This is a genomic window from Myceligenerans pegani (genome assembly GCF_014892515.1).
Classification (GTDB): domain Bacteria; phylum Actinomycetota; class Actinomycetes; order Actinomycetales; family Cellulomonadaceae; genus Myceligenerans; species Myceligenerans pegani.
Genome location: NZ_JADBGR010000104.1, coordinates 181,507 through 198,282, shown reverse-complemented (window position 1 = coordinate 198,282; position 16,776 = coordinate 181,507). Strand labels below are relative to the sequence as shown.

Genomic DNA, 16,776 nt, shown 5'->3' with positions numbered 1-16,776 from the left:
GACCGCCAAGGCGAAGGCCGGCCAGACAGCCGCGAGAGCGTCTCGTGAGGTCAACGGGCTATCACCTTCTGTGAGGAGCGATGGCCTGATCAGACTGTGAGAAGCCGTGCCCACGCGTCTCGCATGTCGGGTGTGGTCTGGGATCGAGCGCGCAGGACGAGGTCGGCGATGGTGGCCTGCTGGTCGAGGTCGAACCGCTGATCTGGGCGGTTCTTGGTGAACCAGGCGGCGATGTCGGACCACTTGTAGATCCCGCCGAGTTCGGGGTCGAAAGGGTCGGGGAAGTCGGGGTCGCTCATCAGGGGGTAGAGCGACTCGGCGTCCAGGCCTGTGCGTGCGGCGATCTCGTCGCGTAGGACGGAGTCGCTGAGGGTGAGGCCGCAGATGGTCGGCCCGAGAGCTTCGATCTTGTGGACCATGTCGGCGACGGCGTCCGGGAACGAGGTGCCCTCTGTCGTGGCGTTGAGGGTGGTCGCGCCCAGGCCGCCTTCGCCGGTGTGGATCTCGGGGATGTTCGCGGCGATGGACTCGTCCTCGTCCTCGGTGAGGTCACGGTCGATGTGCAGGGTGAAGCTGAATTCGGTCATTTGACGTGGCCCTTGTGCTTGTCGATCCAGTTGAGGATGTCCTTGGCTCCGGCTTCCGGATTGCGCCCGGTGGAGAAGACTCTTGTGTGGCTGCCGCAGGAACACTCGATGCGGCCCCAGGTATGGCCGCGCAGCTCTCGGATGTGGAAGCCGAGCTTCTCGGCTTCCCTGACCGCCTTGCGGATCTCCTTGTGCACGTGCGGCCTCCTTGGTCCAGGGCCACGGGACGGTCCCACGGCGACGTGCTTCAAGGCTGCGGCCAAGTGCGATCTGGTTGAACTCACTGGTGGTACGAGTTTTCTGCTGTGGATCGGGCCCGTCAAAGCCAGACCACACGACGGGGATCAAGAACTACGACTCCCGCGCAGGATAAGGGCACACACCGCTCGGCGGTCATGAAGGTTGCGATCGATGTGGTCGCGCGTCACCGCCATTGGAGGGGGTCGGTGTGGAGTGCGGCGTCGGCGACGCGGGCGGCGAAGGTGGTGGTGAGTGCGGCGCGGGAGGAGTCGATCCAGTCCTGGACGCCCTGTTGCCCGTTGTGCCGGTACTCGATGGCCTGGATGAGGCATTCGAGCTTGTCGGCGTCGCGCGCGCACCGCGCTTCCAGGGTTTCCTGGGCCTCGAACTCGGTCACCGCATCCAGCACGGTCTTCGCCGACGCATCGGGCAGGGGCTTGACCTGGTCGCGGGAGATGGTGACGTTGTCGGGCTTGGCCAGGTAAGGGCGGGCCGAGTGCGGGATATCGGTGACGCGTGTCTCCTGCGAGTCGTGCCAGAGCCCGAGGTAGGCGGCCCGGGCGGGGTCGGCGCCTTCCTCAGCGGCGATGAGCCCCGCGAGCTGGGCAACCCGCAGGCTGTGCTCCGCCACCGACTCGGGGTCGCGGACCCCGACATGCCACCAGCCAGCCCTGCGCAGACGCTTGAGGACACCCATCTCATAGGCGAATGTCGCGACGCCCGTGGCGGGAGAGTCTTCGTGGGGAGCGGTCATGGTGGACTCCTTCGTGACGGAATCGGCGTGGGCAGGGTCGGCGTGTGGCGGGTTCATCGTTCGGCGAGCCGGATGGCGTAGCGGACATTGTTCAGGTCGTGGGTGGCGTGGCGTCCCATGTTTCCATCCAGCGCGGTCTCCACGCACCGGGCTGCCTCGGCACGGGCGGCGGGATTCTGGCTGAGTAGTGCCGGGCGTGCCGCGACGACGGTGGCCAGGCTGTGCACGTTCAGCTGGCCGTTGCGCGGGTCGTCAAGGTGGTGGAGCAGGTGGTCGAGGAGCCGGTTGCCGGCCCAGGCGTGCTGGCCGTGGCGGATCATGGAGTGGTCGTCGGCGTACTCGGCGGGGATCTCACCGAGCCAGTAGGCCCAGTAGGTGAGGTTGACCTCGGCGTGCGCGTCGTCGGCGAGCGTGACGTCGATGAACATTCGCAGCGGGTCACGATCACCGCGTCGCGCGATGGCGAGGGCCGCAGATCTACCGTGGATCGTCGCGACCGCGTCGCCGCGCGCGGGCGCCGCTCCGATCGCCCGCTTGTACTCGGCCGAAAGCCAGTCGTGAGTCCCGGAACGCTGGTCGAAGCCGAGCAGGTACGCGGCCTGACGCCGGAGCAACCCATCCTCCGGAGCAATCGCGCGTTCAGCGGCGGCGAGGACGTGGTCGAAGACCGCTGATCGCAGACTCGGATCGAGCACGGGCCGGTCGCTGACCGGTCCGCGGCTTCGAGGCCACGGCAGGTGGCGTAGCGGCCGCGGGGCGATTCCGGTGAACGGCCACGTGAGCAGCGAAACCAGCGTGCGCCGGTGGACCGATGTTCCCAGCGGGTGCGCGGCCGAGGGCAACGACTGGCTCGACGGCTGCGCCAACATCGTGAGGATCACGTCGGCGTCAACGGCCTCGATCAACAGGGCCGCCGCATCAAGCGGTGCACCGAGTGCCGCGAGCCGGAGGCGTAGTCGCGTCAGGTCGGCGGCACGAAGCGCCGACAGCGGTCGCCTGCCGGATTCCCAGCCTTGCACCGTCGACACGTCGATTGCGAGATGTTCCGCGAGACCGGCCTGTGTGTGACCGATCGCGCCTCGCAACGCCTTCAGCACGAAGCCGGAGATCACTCCGATCTCCGGTGCGGGGTCTTCACCCCGCATATGAGTCATGGTCGTTCGCCCCCTCACGCCCGTCAGGCTCTCACGCGTCCCGCTCGACGTCACGAAACTCGTACCACCAGTCAGTTCAACCCTTTCGCTCCTGCTCGCAGCCTTGAACCACAAGCCAACGAGAACGGTCTGGCGGGAAAGCCGAAGACACCGCACCCGGGGACTCCAGGACCGTCGCCGGACTCGACGACACGGTCGGACCCGCGCGCACACAGCAACCAGAACGCCGATCCCAACGACAAGCACGGACAGCCCTCGCAAGGAGGAACGTCATGGCCGTTCGACCACGCATCGGGAACGACCACAGCGAGAACGCGATGAACACACGCGAGGAGAACGCGATGAACACACGCGAGCCGGACCCGCTCGATCCGGCGATCGGCGTCCTGCATGGTGCGCTGGCCGAGATCGGCGCGGGGCAGATCGCCATGGCGACGCTCGCGCGGGGCTGGATATGTCTGCAGCCGGTCCGACTCGACGACGGAGAGCAGATCGCCCACATCCTGGGCTGCACTAACCCCTTGGACCACCGTCTGCTCGTACCCGGACACACCCTGTGGACGGGAACCCGTGACGAGCTGGAAATCCAGGTCCGCTCCTCACTGCGGAAACCTGCCCGGAGGGCGTGGTGAGCGCGCCGGCCCCGGTCGCGGTCGGGTACGTGTCCGCGCGCGGCCAGGACACTCTTGACGCACAACGCGACGCGGTGACCGAACACGCTCGGGTCGAGGGGTACGCGTTGGCGCAGATTGTGACCGACCGGTTCGACGGCCACACCATCAGCCAACTCATCGACACCGCCCGCCGCCACGGGGCACAGGCCGTGATCGTCCCGGCCGCCACCACGCTGGCCAGCGCCCGCGCACGCCTCGCACACGAACTCGAAGCAGACGGCGCGGTCTGCCTCCTCATCGACCAGCCCGCAACCACCGCCGTCGACCCCGAAACCACCACCACGAAGGCGTCGGCGCGCCTGACCGATGCATTCCCGCGCCACGCCTCCCGCCCCACACCCCGACACGCAGCAAGGACACGCGCATGACCACCAACCCCTCCACCACAACCGATGAACGGACCACGGCGACAGACCTCGACGGCCCCGCCCTGGCCGCAAGCCTCGACGGGCCGATGCTGATCGCCCTGGACGTGGACGAGACCATCGTTCCCGAAGGCACGATCGACGTCCCGCCGGTCACCGCCGACGCCGTACAGGACGTGACCGCCGCCGGCCACCACGTCGTCCTGTCCACCGGACGCTCGCTCGTGGGGACGCTACCGGTGGCCGCAAGCCTCGGACTGGCGTCGGGCTGGCTGGTCTGTTCCAACGGCGCGGTCACCGCACGCCTGACCCGGAACGCGCCGGGCGGCTACGAACTCACCGATGCGTTCACGCTCGACGTGCCGCCCGTCGTGCGCCTCGTGCGCCAATTCCTGCCCGAGACCCAGATCGCCGCCGAAGAAATCGGCTACGGCTACCACGTCACCCGCCAGTTCGAACCCGGACTACTCAACGGACGCCAGACCATCGTCACCCACAACCACCTGCCCGAAGCGACGCCGCGCCTGGTCCTGCACACCCCCGGCGTCACCACTCTGCTGGGCCACTTGCGCGCACTCGACGTGACCGCAACCCCCGCAGGGGAGAACTGGATCGACCTGGCCGCAGGCCTAATCTCCAAAGCAACAGCGCTCTACCGCGTCCGGCGCCGCCTGGGCGTCCACCCCGACCGCACCCTCGCCATCGGCGACGCCGCCAACGACCTGCCCATGTTCCGATGGGCCACCACCGCCATCGCCATGGGCCACGCACCCGCCGTCGTCCGCATGGCCGCCGACGCGGTCACCGGCACCCTCGCACAGCACGGCGCAGCGTCCATCCTCGACGCCATCGCCGCCGGCAAACCCATCGCCCAACGAGTTGACCGCCGCTGAACCGGCGTCCGCATATCTTGCGGCCGGTGCATCGCCCCGCACCGGCCGCAAGCCCGTCGCCACCCAGACCGGCGACGGGAAGCGGGCCGGGACCTCCACGGTCCCGGCCCGCCATAGGGCAGGGCCCGAGCGGATCCACCGGTTATCACCCCCAACCCGACCGAGGGGAGAGAGCCGACCACAGGCTCGCGATATGCGCCTCACTCGCTTCAAGCCGTGGCTGTGGCCCGTCATCGACGCGAACCTGCCCGAGGGCGTCGAACGCTTCGACTGGGGGCGAGACCGGCATTGGCGAGGACCCCGGCGTGGGAGAGCACACCGACGGGATCGTGCTGCGCTCACCGGCAGGCGGGACCATATACATGGGCATAGCGAACGCCAGTTTCAAGCCCCGACTGCCGACAACGCGTCGGCATCATGCGCCACCATCTTGACCACAGCCCCGACGGACAACCGAACGACGTTGGGCTTGACGAAGGGCCGCGACGGCCGTCCACGCATTCCGACCGGACGCCGCGGTCGCTCTGGGGGCGACACTCATGTTCGGCACCGAGGAGGCAGACCTCGAACCTCCAGCTCTCTCGGCACCGCCAGCCTGGTGCCACGGCGTTGCGCCCGCGCCGGTCCAGTTCCACGCTTGGATCGAAGTCGACGGCTCGCCGATCGCCGAACCGCCTTCCACCAGCAGCTTCACACCCCTGCTCACCATCTGACCCTTGGAGCTCACCATCAACGAGAACACCACGCCCGACCTGTGGCTCACTCACGACGGCGTCGGGCTGGGCCCGCTACGTGCCGACCTGGTCGAGACCTACTGGCGCTGGGAGAACTCCCTGCCCGTGATGGCCGGCTACGCCCGCCAGACCCCCGAGTCCCTCGTCGAGCGCACCGCCGGGCTCGATCATCAGCTCGCAGACACCGCGACCCAGACGCGCTTCACCATCTACCGTCGCGACGACGGCCAGGGCTGGCGTCCCGCTGGGATGACTTCCCTGCTCATCGACGACCGGTACCGCACCGCCGAGTTCTTCATCTACATCGGCGAACCCTCCGAACGGGGCCGCGGAACGGGAACCGCAGCGACGACCATGGTGCTCGACTGGGCCTTCCACATCAGCGCCCTGCGGTGTGTCCACCTGTCCGTCATCGCGCTGAACACCGGCGCCATCCGCGCCTACGAGAAGGCCGGCTTCCGCGTCGTCGGCACCCGCCGCCGTACCGGCTCCTGGCTGGGCCAGCCCGCCGACGAGGTCATCATGGACGCCGTCCCGGAGGAGTATGCGGGGCCGCGACTGGTCGAAGCAGCAGTGCTCGGCGCCGCTCCTGGCCACTCTGGTACGCCGTGATCCGTACCGCCGACGTGGGCCCGGCGACGACCGCGCGGCCTGAAGGTGAGCAAGGACGAGAGCGCCGGTCTGAGCCGTGGTCACCGGCCGTCGAGTGGGACGCCGCTGTTCGAGCCGATGAAGCCTCTGGGCCGGGAGCGGACCACGGAACGGCTGCCCACGTCTCGGAGACATTCTGACGGCAAAGCGCTACGGCGTGAGGCATACCGGCCGCCGACAGCGCGTCGGCGGCCGGCCGACAGGCGCCGCTACAGCTCCGCGACGACCTTCTCGAAGACGGCCCGGTCGAGGATCGCGCCCTCACGGCGAACCGCCGACGGATCGACCCGGACGACGCGACTGAGCAAGACCTCGCTGGGCCGCCGCTGCGGGTCCCAGTCACCGGTGCCGATGTCCACGTAGCGGCGGCCGCCACGTCCGTGCCGGCTCCCGCCCTGGACGTTGTCCTTGCTGGTGAGCTGCAGGCCCAGCAGCCACCTGCCGTCCCTGCCGACAAGGAGCACGGGCCGGTCCTTGCCCTGGCTGTGGTCTTCCTCGAACGGCACGAAGGTCCACACGATCTCGCCGGGATCCGGCTCACCGTCGAGGTCGGGGCTGTAGACCGGCTGGAGGGCACCGGTGTAGTCGCCCGGGTAGCCGCCGCCCGGCACGGACCGGCTCGCCGGCGGTCGCGGCTTGGGGGACGGCTCACCCCGCGTCCTGCGGTCGCCGTTCGACAGGAACGCCTTGACGACCGCCGAGGCGATCTCGCCCAGCAGTCGGATCCACCGGTTGTCCGTCACGCGGGAAGCGTACCGGGCCCCCTCGGATCAGGGCTGTACCGACACCACGACGAAGGCCGCCAGCAGCACGAGATGCACGACACCCTGCAGCGTCTTGGCGCGTCCCTGCACGATGCTGAGGATCGCCACCACGACCGACACGGCGAACAGCACCACCTGCGTCTCGTTGAGCCCGAGCCAGAGCTCGCCCGGGAGCCAGATCATCGCGACGGCGATCGTCGGGATCGTGAGGCCGATGGACGCCATCGCGGAGCCGTAGGCGAGATTGAGGCTGGTCTGCACGCGGTTCCGGGCGGCGTTGCGCACGGCGGCGATCGACTCCGGTGCCAGCACCATCAGCGCGATCACGACGCCGACCACCGTGTACGGCAGCCCGGCCGAGGCGACCCCCTGTTCGATCGTGGGCGACAGGAGCTTCGCCAGCCCCACCACGGCGACGAGCGAGGCGAGGAGCAGTCCGAGGCTGAGCAGCGCCTCGCGACCGGACGGCGGTGCCACGTGCTCGGCGTCATCCTTGTCGATCACCCCGATGACGCGTCCGTCGTCGTCGGACGTGACGGGCAGGAAGAACGCGCGGTGGCGCACCGTCTGGGTGAACACGAACGCCCCGTACAGCACGAGCGACGCCACCGCCGCGAAGGCGAGCTGGAACGGGGTGTACTCGCCGCCGGGCGCCGAGGACGTGTAGCTCGGCAGGATGAGCGTCACGGTGGCGAGCGCGATCACGGTGCCCAGCGCCGACCCCGCACCCGACGCGTTGAAGCTCACCAGATGATGCTTCGCGGCCCCGACCAGCAACGACAGGCCGACGATCCCGTTGAAGGTGATCATCACCGCCGCGAACACGGTGTCGCGCGCGTAGGTGCTCGCGCCGTCGCCACCGCTCGACATCAGCATGACGATCAGGCCGACCTCGATCACCGTCACCGCGACCGCGAGGATCAGCGAGCCGTACGGCTCCCCCACCCTGTGCGCCACGACCTCGGCGTGGTGCACGGCGGCGAGCACCGATCCCACGAGCGCCGCGGCGATCGCGACGAGCACCGCGGGGTGCTCGTGGTGTGTCCAGGTCGCGGCCAGCAGAGCCACCGCGAGGACGGGGACCACCACGGCCCATTGCAGGGGTCCGCGTGTGCTCGCCGTGGTCATGGCCCGATCCTAGGAGGCGGTGACGCCGGACGACGTTGCCGCGGGCACCGGCCGGGGTGAGGTCGACCACGGACCGGTGTCAGCTCGGTGCCCGCGCCGTGGTGCGATTCAGCCGAGGTACGCCCGCACGACCGCCTCGTCCTCCAGGAGCTCGCCCGCCGGCCCGGACCGCACCACCTCGCCGCCCGCGAGCACGTACCCGTGGTCGGCCGCCGCCAGCGCGCGGCGCGCGTTCTGCTCCACGAGCAGCACCGCCGTACCCGCGTCCCGGATCTCGGTGATGACGCGGAACACCTCGTCGACGATCCTCGGCGCGAGCCCCATCGACGGCTCGTCGAGCAGCACGAGACGCGGCCCGGCGACGAGCGCCCGCCCGATGGCGAGCATCTGCTGCTCGCCCCCGGACAGCGACCCGGCGGGCAGGTCGCGCCGCTCGGCCAGTACACGGAACCGCTCGTAGACCTCGCCGATCCGGCCTGGCCCGGAGTGCCACCCCGCCAGGCGGAGGTTCTCGTCGACGGTGAGCGTCGCGAGGATCTGCCGCCCCTCCGGCACCTGCACGAGCCCGGCCTTGACGAGCCGGTGCGCGGGCCGGCGCGTGATGTCCCGCCCGTCGTAGGTGACGCTGCCGCCCGCCGGCCGCACCACGCCCGAGATCGCGTTGATCACGGAGCTCTTGCCCGCGCCGTTCGCGCCGACCAGCGTCACGAGGCCGCCGTCGGGCACGTCGAGGGAGAGCCCGCGCACCGCGTGCACGCGCCCGTACCGTACGTCCAGGTCCCGGACCGTGAGCATCAGTCCGCCTCCGTCCCGAGGTAGGCCGTCACGACGTCGGGGTGGTCACGCACGTGCGCGGGGTCGCCCGAGGCGATGACGGCGCCGAAGTCGAGCACCGTGATCCGGTCGCAGGTCCGCATCACGAGACCGACGTCGTGCTCGATGAGCAGGATGGTCAGCCCGTCGGAGGCGAGCGAGGTGATGAGGTCGCCGAGCGCCGCGGCCTCGACGCGGTTCATCCCGGCGGCGGGTTCGTCGAGGATCAGCAGGGCCGGGTCCGCGGCCAGCGCACGGGCGATCTCGACGCGCCGCTGGTCGCCGTAGGACAACTCCCCCGCGGCCAGGCCCGCCTTGTCGGCGATACCGACGCGCTCCAGGCAGGCCGTCGCGTGCACGACGGCGGCGCGCTCGTCCCACCGCGCCGACGGCAGCCAGAGCAGGCGGCGCAGGAAGGTGCCGCGCGTGACGAGGTGGGCGCCGGCGAGCACGTTGTCCAGCACCGACAGCCTGCCGAACAGCTTGGCGTGCTGGAACGTCCGCGCCACGCCCGCGGCCGCGACGCGGTGCACGGGCGTGCGGACCGGATCGATGCCGAGCACCTCGACCGCGCCGCCCGACGGCGGCACCAGCCCGCTGAGGATGTTCACGCACGTCGTCTTGCCGGCCCCGTTGGGCCCGATCAGCCCGACGATCTCACCGGCCCGCAGCTCCAGGTCGACGCCACGCAGCGCGTGCACGCCGCCGTAGTCCTTGGAGACGCCGGCCAGCCGGGCGACGACGTCCCCGGCGCCGACCTGTGCACGACGACGGTGCGGCTGCACCGACGCCTGCACGGTGCCCGCGAGGTTCGCGCCTGCGGGGTTCGTGTCCGCGCCGGATCCGCCCGGGGCGCCCGGGCCGTCGTCGGCGGCGGTATCGCCTCGCGCACCGCTCGCCTGGACCCGCGAGAGCGGTCGCGTGCCCCGCCCCGCCGGGAAGAAGCTCGCCAGGCCGCCGGGCCGGAACAGGATGACCGCGAGCAGCAGCAGGCCGGCGAGGAACGGCCGGATCCAGCCCGCCTCCAGCCCGACGGCGCGCTGGAGCTCGGGGACCAGGGTGAGGAACGCGCCGCCGAGCACGGGGCCGAACCACACCGTGGAGCCGCCGACCACCGCCATGACCAGGCCGTCGATGGCGGACGCGAAGTCGAACAGGCCCGGGTCGATGAAGCGCATGGTGAAGGCGAGGAGCGCACCGTACGCGCCGGAGACGGCGCCGGCCGTGACGAACGCGGCCAGGCGGTGCGCCCCGACGTCGATGCCGGTCGCGCGGGCGGCGAGCTCGTCCTCGCGGATCGCGGCCAGCGCGCGCCCGTAGCGGGTGGGTCCCTGCCGCCAGAACAGGTAGGCGACGACGGCCAGCAGCACCCAGGCGACGCCGGGGGTGACGATCTTCGGCACGCTCATGCCCTGCGCGCCGCCCGTCCACTCGGCGTTGACGAGCAGGATGCGCACGGCTTCGGCGAAGCCGAGGGTCGCGATGGCCAGGAAGACGCCGCGCAGCCGCATGGTCGGCAGGCCGAGCAGCACCGCCGCGACGGCTCCGACGACGACGCCGGTCCCCAGGGCGACGGCGAGCGTGACGGCGTCGCCGGCCTCGGCGGGATCGGGCGCGAGCACCGCCGAGGTGTAGGCGGCGAGCGCGGCGAAGCCCGCCTGTCCGAGGCTGAGCTGCCCGGCGACGAGCACCGCGTAGAAGGAGAAGGCGAAGATCCCGGACAGGGCGACGAAGAGGAGGGTGGAGTCGGTGAACATCACACCTCCCGCAGCCGGCGGGAGCCGAAGATGCCCTGCGGGCGCAGGATCAGCAGCCCGAACAGCAGGGCGAACGCGACGAGATCGCGCCAGGACGACCCGATGTACTGGACGGCGAGCACCTCGGCGACGCCGAGCAGCAGGCCACCCACGAGCGCCCCGGGCAGTGACCCCATGCCGCCGACGATGATCACGGCGAGCCCCTTGAGCTCGATCGCGGATCCCATGCCGAGCTGCGCGCTGTTCACGTTCATCGCGAACAGCGCGCCCGCCACCGCGCCGAGCGCGGCGGAAATCGCGAACGTGGTCGCCGTGACCCGGTCCACGTCCACGCCGAGCACGCGCGCGGCGGTCGGGTTCTCGGCCACGGCCCGCATGGCGCGCCCGAGCCGTGACCTCGCGACGAGCCACGCGAGGGCGACCATCAGCACCACGGAGATGACGAGGATCGCCGCCTGCAGGATCGTGAACCGGGCGCCGAGCAGCTCGAGCTGGCCGTCGGGGAACGTGCCTGCCGGGAATCTCCTGGTGTCCGGCCCGTAGCGCCACTGCAGCAGCGCGATGATCATGCCGCCGAGCGCGATCGACGAGATGAGTCCCGCGAAGTGGGCGTCGGCGCGCCCCTTCAGCGGGCGGAAGGCGACGCGTTCCACGACCAGGCCGAGGACGCCGCCGACGACGGCGACCGCGGGCAGGGCCGCCCACCAGGGCAGCCCCGCCACCTCGACGAGCTCGATCCCGATGAACGCCGACGCCGCGAACACCGACGGGTGGGCGAGGTTCAGCCGGTCCAGGATCCCGAACACGAGCGTGAACCCGATCGCGAAGAGGGCGTAGATCGACCCGACGAACAGGCCGTTGAGGAGTTGTTGCACAGTGCTTGCCGTTCTGTTCCCCGCCGGTCAGTCGAGGGCGACGAACTCGCCGTCGGTCACGACCTGGACGACGGCCTCGTGCTCGGCGTCGCGGGCGTCGTTGATGGTGAGGGATCCGAGCACCGTGTCGAGTCCGTCGATGGTGCCGAGGCCGTCCTTGATCGCCTCCGGCTCGCCCGAGCATTCCGCGCGGACGGCGGCGTCGATGGTCATGAGCCCGGTGTAGGCCTGGGCCGCGAACTGGTCCGGGGCCTTGCCGTACTCCGCCTCGTAGGCGGCGAGGAAGTCGGTGTTGAGCTCGTTCTGCGTCGCCGCGGAGTTCCAGGCGGCGCCGACGACGACGCCCTCGGCGGCCTCACCGGCGTCCGTCATGAGCTGCGGGTTGTTGAAGCCGTTGCCGCCGACGATCGGCACGTCGAGGCCGATCTCACGCGCCTGGGTGACGAGCGGGATGGCCGCTTCGATCAGGGCGGAGACGATGACGGCGTCCGGCTCGGCCTTCGCCGCCTCGGTCAGGAGCGGGCGGAAGTCGGTGTCCGCCACCGAGAAGGTGAGCGTCTCGGCGACCTCGACGCCCTCGTCCTCGAGCGCCTGGGCGAACACCTCGTAGCCCGACTCGGTGAACGCGTCGTCGTCGCTGTACATGACGACGACGTTCTCGAGGTCCTCGGACTCGGTCACGGCGGCGACCGTCTGCGGGATGACCTGGCCCTCGGTGAGGGAGACGCGGTGGATGTACTCGCCCTGCTCGGTGATGCCGTCCGCGGTGTTCGAGATCGCGACGACGGGGACGCCCGCGTCCTGGGCGATCGGCTGCGCCTGGAAGGCGGTGGTGGAGAGCGTGGGGCCGATGATCGCCGAGACGCCGTCGTCGGTGAACTGCTCGAAGAGGGTGATGCCCTGGCGCTCGTCCGTCTGGTCGTCCTCGACCGTGAGCTCGTAGGTGACGCCGCCCTGCTCGTTGAGGTGCGCCGCGGCGAGCTCGAGGCCGTTACGCTGCGACTCGCCGTAGCTTCCGGCGGCTCCGGTCAGGGAGAGCGCCGCGCCGACGGGGACCGGGCCGGGGATGGTGCAGTCGGCACCGGAGCCCTCGCCCTGGAGGCTGCCGCCTGCTCCCGTGTCGCCCGATCCGCAGGCGCTCAGGCCCAGCAGGGCGATCATCGCGAGGGACAAGGGGGCGGTGCGTCGCATCGTGAGCCTCCGGACTCTTCGTATGTCAGTGGCGATACTGGCCAAGTATTGGACAATCCTGGCGGAACCCTAACGGTAGGAATGTCACAGGCGCCGGTGGTTTCGACGAGAACCAAAACAGGGCCGCGTCTGGTAGCGTTGATGGCTGCGTGTCCGCCCAGGTCGGCGGGCACCGTCGCAGGCCCTCTCCACGGGTTCCCCACCCCAGTCCCGGGACTGCGTCCGCTCTCTACGACCTATCCGCTCGCCGTCCGGCGAACACACCAGGAAGTCCACCAGTGGCAAACATCAAGTCCCAGCTCAAGCGCATCAAGACGAACGAGAAGGCGCGTCAGCGCAACCGTGCCGTCAAGTCCGAGCTCAAGACGCACGTGCGCAAGGTCCGCGAGGCCGTCGCCGCGGGCGACAAGGAGGCCGCGACCACGGCGCTCCGGACCGCGACGCGCAAGCTCGACAAGGCCGTCTCGAAGGGCGTCATCCACAAGAACCAGGCCGCGAACCGCAAGTCGGCCATCGCGAAGCAGGTCGACGCGCTCTGATCAAGCCTCTGCGCTGATCGCTGGCGAAAGGCGCCGCTGCCCTCCGGGGCGGCGGCGCCTTTCGGCGTGCCCGGAACGACTCCGACGCCGATCCGGGTGAAATAGGCTTTTACCACGAACCTATACCAAACAACAGAAACCGGCTACGGTGGTTCGACTCAGATCGGAGACATGCCAAAGGAGGTCACTCCGATGCCCCAGACCCATCGAGCCGCGGCCGTCGTGCTCTGCGCCGTGGCGATCACGACTGCCCTCGGCCTGTCGGGCTGCGCAGCCCCGGGATCGACGAGCGCACTGTCCAGCTCGTCGGCCTCGCAGAGCCCGACGGCTTCGGAGAGCGTGTCGGCCACCCCGAGCCCGACGCCGGAGCCGGTCACGACGACCAAGAAGATCACCAAGAAGGAAGCGATCCCCTTCCAGAAGGTCACGAAGAAGGACCCGAACCTCGACAAGGGAACGAAGAAGGTCACGACGAAGGGCGTCAAGGGAGTCCGCACCAAGACGATCCGCGTCACCTACGTCGACGGCGAGGAGACGGACCGCAAGGTCGTCAAGAACGTCGTCACGAAGAAGCCGGTCGATCAGGTCACGTCGATCGGCACGCGCACGCCGCCGCCTCCCCCGCCGCCCGAGCCCGAGGAACCCGAGCCGTCGAACTGCGACCCGAACTACTCGGGCTGCGTGCCGATCTCCTCGGACGTGGACTGCGCGGGCGGGAGCGGCAACGGTCCCGCGTACGTCAGCGGCCCGGTCCGGGTGATCGGGTCGGACGTGTACGGGCTGGACAGCGACGGCGACGGAGTGGGCTGCGAATAGAACTGCTCCTTCCCGCCGGTCGACCACGCCCCGGCCGGTGCCCGGCACCGGCCGGGGCGCCGTCAGGCCGCCGCGGCCTCCTTCGCTGTCGCGCGGCGCGTCGCCTCGGCGAACTCCTCCCGGATGGCCTCCGACGGCGCCGGCGTGAGCAGGCTGACGACGATCGCGACGAGCCCACCCAGGACGAAGCCGGGGACGATCTCGTAGAGCGTGTCGGCCAGCGGGGACCGTCCCCACACGAACGCGACCGTGGCGCCGACGACCATGCCGGCCAGCGCGCCCCAGCGGGTGAGGCGGCGCCAGTACAGGCTCAGGATCACGAGGGGGCCGAACGCCGCGCCGAAGCCGGCCCAGGCGAACCCGACGAGGTCCAGGATGGTGTCGGTGCGGTCGAACGCGATGAGCCCGGCGATCACCGCGACCAGCAGGACGCCGAGGCGGCCCAGCGCCACCTCGGTGCGGGCGGTCATCGCCCTGCCCGCGATCTTGACGAGGTCCTCCACCAGCGCGGAGGAGGAGACGATCAGCTGCGACGAGATCGTCGACATGATCGCCGCGAGGACGGCGGCCAGCACGAGGCCCGCCACCAGCGGGTGGAACAGGACCTGCGACAGGTAGAGGAACACCGTCTCCGGGTTCTCCAGCGTCTCGCCGCGCACGTTGACGTAGGCGACGCCGACCAGGCCGGTGACGATCGCACCGACCGTGCTCACGATCATCCAGCTGATGCCGATGCGACGGCCGGCGACGGCGTCGCGCGGGGAGCGGATCGCCATGAAGCGCACGATGATGTGCGGCTGACCGAAGTAGCCGAGGCCCCACGCGGCGGCGGAGATGACGCCGGTGACGGAGGCACCGGCCAGGAACGACAGGTGGTTGACCGCGCCGCTGGTCTCCGCGGCGAGGATGCCCTCACGGACCGGCTCCCAGCCGCCGAGGTCGAGGAAGGCGACGACGGGCACGGCCACGAGGGCGAGCAGCATCAGGCTCCCCTGCGCGACGTCGGTCCAGGTGGCGCCGAGGAAGCCGCCGAACAGGGTGTACGCGAGCGTCACGCCGCCGACCACCCAGATGCCGGTCGTGTAGTCGAGCCCGAACGAGCCCTCGAAGAACGTACCGCCGGCCACCATGCCGGAGGAGACGTAGAAGGTGAAGAACACGAGGATGATCGCGCCCGAGGCCACGCGCAGCAGTCGCGACGTGTCACGCAGCCGGTTCTCGAAGTAGCTCGGGATCGTGATCGAATTCCGTGCGGTCTCCGTGTAGGCACGCAGGCGGGGCGCCACGAACTTCCAGTTCAGCCAGGCGCCGACGGTCAGGCCGATCGCGATCCAGGACTCGACGAGCCCGCTGACGTAGATCGCGCCCGGCAGGCCCATCAGGAGCCAGCCGGACATGTCCGAGGCGCCCGCGCTGAGCGCGGCGACGCCGGGACTCAGTCGTCGGCCGCCGAGCATGTAGTCGTCGAGGTCGTCCGTACGGCGGAAGGCCGCGTAGCCGATACCCAGCATCACTGCGAGGTAGGCGACGATCGCGATCGTCTTCCAGACATCGGGGGACATGGAGTCACTCCAGGGTCGTTGCGGAAGGGGCACTCACGCGTGGATGTCACGTGCGCCCGGCACCCTGGCCCCGGCACCGGCGGCACGCCTGTGTCGCTCGCCGGTCGGATCCAGGTGAGGGCTCCGCACGATCATTCACGAGGACCCGGCGCGTGTCTTGTCCGCATCAGCCGCGACGGGCCTGGGTTATTGCCAAAACTGCCTTCTCGACCGCGTAGACCGGGTCACGGGCCTCCCCCTTGACGTCCGCATCGGCCTGGGCAACGGCGGTGATCGCGGCGGCGAGCCCTTCGGGGGTCCAGCGCCGCAGGTCCTTGGTCGCGCGATCCACCTGCCAGGGCGCCATGCCCAGCTCGCGAGCCGTGATCCCGCCACCGCGCATCGCGGCGACCTTCGCGAGGTTGCGCAGCCGGACCGCCAGGGCGGCCACGATCGGCACGGGATCGAGCCCGGTCGCGAGCGCGTGCCGCAGGAGGGAGACGGCGGCGCCCGCGTCACCGGCCACGGCCGCGTCGGCCACGCGGAAACCCGTCGCCTCGACCCGGCCCCCGTAGTACCGGTCGACGGTGGCCTCCGTGATGGTGCCGGTCGTGTCCGCGATGAGCTGGGAGCACGCGGAGGCCAGCTCGCGCAGGTCGTTCCCCAGGCCGTCGACGAGCGCCCGCACGGCCTCCGCGTCCGCCCGCCGCCGAGCGGCCTTGAACTCTCCCATGACGAACGAGGCCTTCTCGCCGTCCCGGGTGATCGGATCGCAGACCATGACCGGGGCGCCGGACCTGGTCACGGCGTCGAGCATCTTCTTGCCGCGCTGCCCGCCACCGTGCACGACGACGACCGTGGTCTCCTCGTCCGGCCGGGCGACGTACGCGACGACGTCCTGCATCAGGTCCTCCGTGCCGGACTCCGCACCCCGCACGACGACGATCTTCGCCTCCCCGAACAGCGACGGGCTGGCGGCAACGGTGAGCTGGCCAGCCGTGTAGGTGGCGCCCTCGAGCTCCACCTTCTCCACCTCGGGATCCCGCTCGCGCGCGAGACGGACGACGCCGTCGACGGCGCGCTCCGTCAGCAGCGGCTCCGCTCCGCGGACCAGGACGACGGGCGCGAGCGCGGGCTCGTCCCACGAACGGCCGGGAGTTCTGGCCGGCGAACGGGAACCGGTCTTGCGACGGGTGGCTGGAGGCACGAAGCACACTGTAGTTCGGCACGCCGACATCGACCCGGGGCGCCGCGCGGTGCAGCCGGCCGACGGGATGCCCCCTGCCCCAGCCGGCGATCC

19 protein-coding genes are annotated in these 16,776 nt (G+C 70.4%); 7 read left to right on the top strand and 12 right to left on the bottom strand.

What is annotated here, in order from left to right; genetic code table 11:
* Nucleotides 1-89: 89 nt before the first annotated feature.
* The 4 genes from IIE03_RS18885 to IIE03_RS18870 form a co-directional block, all read right to left on the bottom strand.
* Nucleotides 90-587: a hypothetical protein gene (locus tag IIE03_RS18885; RefSeq protein ID WP_192864306.1), complete on the bottom strand. Its 498-nt coding sequence runs from the start codon at nt 585-587 to the stop codon at nt 90-92.
* The gene (locus IIE03_RS18880) at nt 584-784 is read right to left on the bottom strand and encodes a hypothetical protein (protein WP_192864305.1); all 201 of its coding nucleotides are present in this window, start codon (nt 782-784) and stop codon (nt 584-586) included. Before IIE03_RS18880 ends, IIE03_RS18885 begins: the two co-directional genes overlap by 4 nt.
* 227 nt (nt 785-1,011) lie before the next feature.
* Nucleotides 1,012-1,581 carry an HD domain-containing protein gene (locus IIE03_RS18875; RefSeq protein WP_192864304.1) on the bottom strand — a complete coding sequence of 190 codons (570 nt, stop codon included), beginning with the start codon at nt 1,579-1,581 and terminating at the stop codon, nt 1,012-1,014.
* 53 nt (nt 1,582-1,634) lie between these two features.
* Entirely contained in the window at nt 1,635-2,693 is a 1,059-nt protein-coding gene (locus IIE03_RS18870) for a helix-turn-helix domain-containing protein (RefSeq protein ID WP_225997978.1), read from the bottom strand.
* 314 nt (nt 2,694-3,007) lie between these two features.
* On the opposite strand from IIE03_RS18870, the gene IIE03_RS18865 reads away from it, so the two are divergent.
* The 5 genes from IIE03_RS18865 (at nt 3,008) to IIE03_RS18845 (ending at nt 6,013) form a co-directional block, all read left to right on the top strand.
* On the top strand, nt 3,008-3,367 hold the full coding sequence (locus IIE03_RS18865) for a hypothetical protein (RefSeq protein ID WP_192864303.1): 360 nt from the start codon (nt 3,008-3,010) through the stop codon (nt 3,365-3,367).
* Entirely contained in the window at nt 3,364-3,777 is a 414-nt protein-coding gene (locus IIE03_RS18860) for a hypothetical protein (protein ID WP_192864302.1), read from the top strand. Before IIE03_RS18865 ends, IIE03_RS18860 begins: the two co-directional genes overlap by 4 nt.
* Complete coding sequence (locus tag IIE03_RS18855; RefSeq protein ID WP_192864301.1) at nt 3,774-4,667, top strand: HAD family hydrolase; 894 nt, start codon at nt 3,774-3,776, stop codon at nt 4,665-4,667. Before IIE03_RS18860 ends, IIE03_RS18855 begins: the two co-directional genes overlap by 4 nt.
* A 539-nt stretch (nt 4,668-5,206) precedes the next feature.
* Nucleotides 5,207-5,380, top strand: coding sequence for a lasso peptide biosynthesis B2 protein (locus tag IIE03_RS18850; protein ID WP_192864300.1), 174 nt, complete (start codon nt 5,207-5,209; stop codon nt 5,378-5,380).
* Nucleotides 5,381-5,383: 3 nt separating this feature from the next.
* A complete protein-coding gene (locus IIE03_RS18845) occupies nt 5,384-6,013 on the top strand; it encodes a GNAT family N-acetyltransferase (RefSeq protein ID WP_225997977.1) in 630 nt (209 codons plus the stop codon).
* Between the two features lie 248 nt (nt 6,014-6,261).
* Here the strand turns inward: IIE03_RS18845 and IIE03_RS18840 are convergent, their stop codons facing one another.
* The 6 genes from IIE03_RS18840 to IIE03_RS18815 form a co-directional block, all read right to left on the bottom strand.
* Nucleotides 6,262-6,795, bottom strand: coding sequence for a type II toxin-antitoxin system PemK/MazF family toxin (locus IIE03_RS18840; protein WP_192864299.1), 534 nt, complete (start codon nt 6,793-6,795; stop codon nt 6,262-6,264).
* Nucleotides 6,796-6,822: 27 nt separating this feature from the next.
* Nucleotides 6,823-7,944 carry a calcium:cation antiporter gene (locus IIE03_RS18835; RefSeq protein ID WP_192864298.1) on the bottom strand — a complete coding sequence of 374 codons (1,122 nt, stop codon included), beginning with the start codon at nt 7,942-7,944 and terminating at the stop codon, nt 6,823-6,825.
* Between the two features lie 108 nt (nt 7,945-8,052).
* Nucleotides 8,053-8,739: an ABC transporter ATP-binding protein gene (locus tag IIE03_RS18830; RefSeq protein ID WP_192864297.1), complete on the bottom strand. Its 687-nt coding sequence runs from the start codon at nt 8,737-8,739 to the stop codon at nt 8,053-8,055.
* Entirely contained in the window at nt 8,739-10,514 is a 1,776-nt protein-coding gene (locus IIE03_RS18825; RefSeq protein WP_192864296.1) for a branched-chain amino acid ABC transporter ATP-binding protein/permease, read from the bottom strand. Before IIE03_RS18825 ends, IIE03_RS18830 begins: the two co-directional genes overlap by 1 nt.
* Complete coding sequence (locus IIE03_RS18820; protein ID WP_192864295.1) at nt 10,514-11,389, bottom strand: branched-chain amino acid ABC transporter permease; 876 nt, start codon at nt 11,387-11,389, stop codon at nt 10,514-10,516. The genes IIE03_RS18825 and IIE03_RS18820 overlap by 1 nt, the downstream gene beginning before the upstream one ends.
* 27 nt (nt 11,390-11,416) lie before the next feature.
* Nucleotides 11,417-12,580 carry an ABC transporter substrate-binding protein gene (locus IIE03_RS18815; RefSeq protein WP_192864294.1) on the bottom strand — a complete coding sequence of 388 codons (1,164 nt, stop codon included), beginning with the start codon at nt 12,578-12,580 and terminating at the stop codon, nt 11,417-11,419.
* A gap of 278 nt (nt 12,581-12,858) precedes the next feature.
* Here IIE03_RS18815 and rpsT point away from each other — a divergent pair, with 278 nt between their 5' ends.
* A complete protein-coding gene (gene rpsT / locus IIE03_RS18810) occupies nt 12,859-13,119 on the top strand; it encodes a 30S ribosomal protein S20 (RefSeq protein WP_192864293.1) in 261 nt (86 codons plus the stop codon).
* Nucleotides 13,120-13,311: 192 nt separating this feature from the next.
* Entirely contained in the window at nt 13,312-13,935 is a 624-nt protein-coding gene (locus tag IIE03_RS18805; RefSeq protein WP_225997976.1) for a G5 domain-containing protein, read from the top strand.
* Between the two features lie 62 nt (nt 13,936-13,997).
* On the opposite strand, the gene putP is transcribed toward IIE03_RS18805, so the two are convergent.
* Complete coding sequence (gene putP / locus IIE03_RS18800) at nt 13,998-15,497, bottom strand: sodium/proline symporter PutP (protein WP_192864292.1); 1,500 nt, start codon at nt 15,495-15,497, stop codon at nt 13,998-14,000.
* 166 nt (nt 15,498-15,663) lie between these two features.
* Nucleotides 15,664-16,683, bottom strand: a complete 1,020-nt coding sequence (holA, locus tag IIE03_RS18795; RefSeq protein WP_318843065.1) for a DNA polymerase III subunit delta — start codon at nt 16,681-16,683, stop codon at nt 15,664-15,666.
* Nucleotides 16,684-16,776 lie beyond the last annotated feature (93 nt).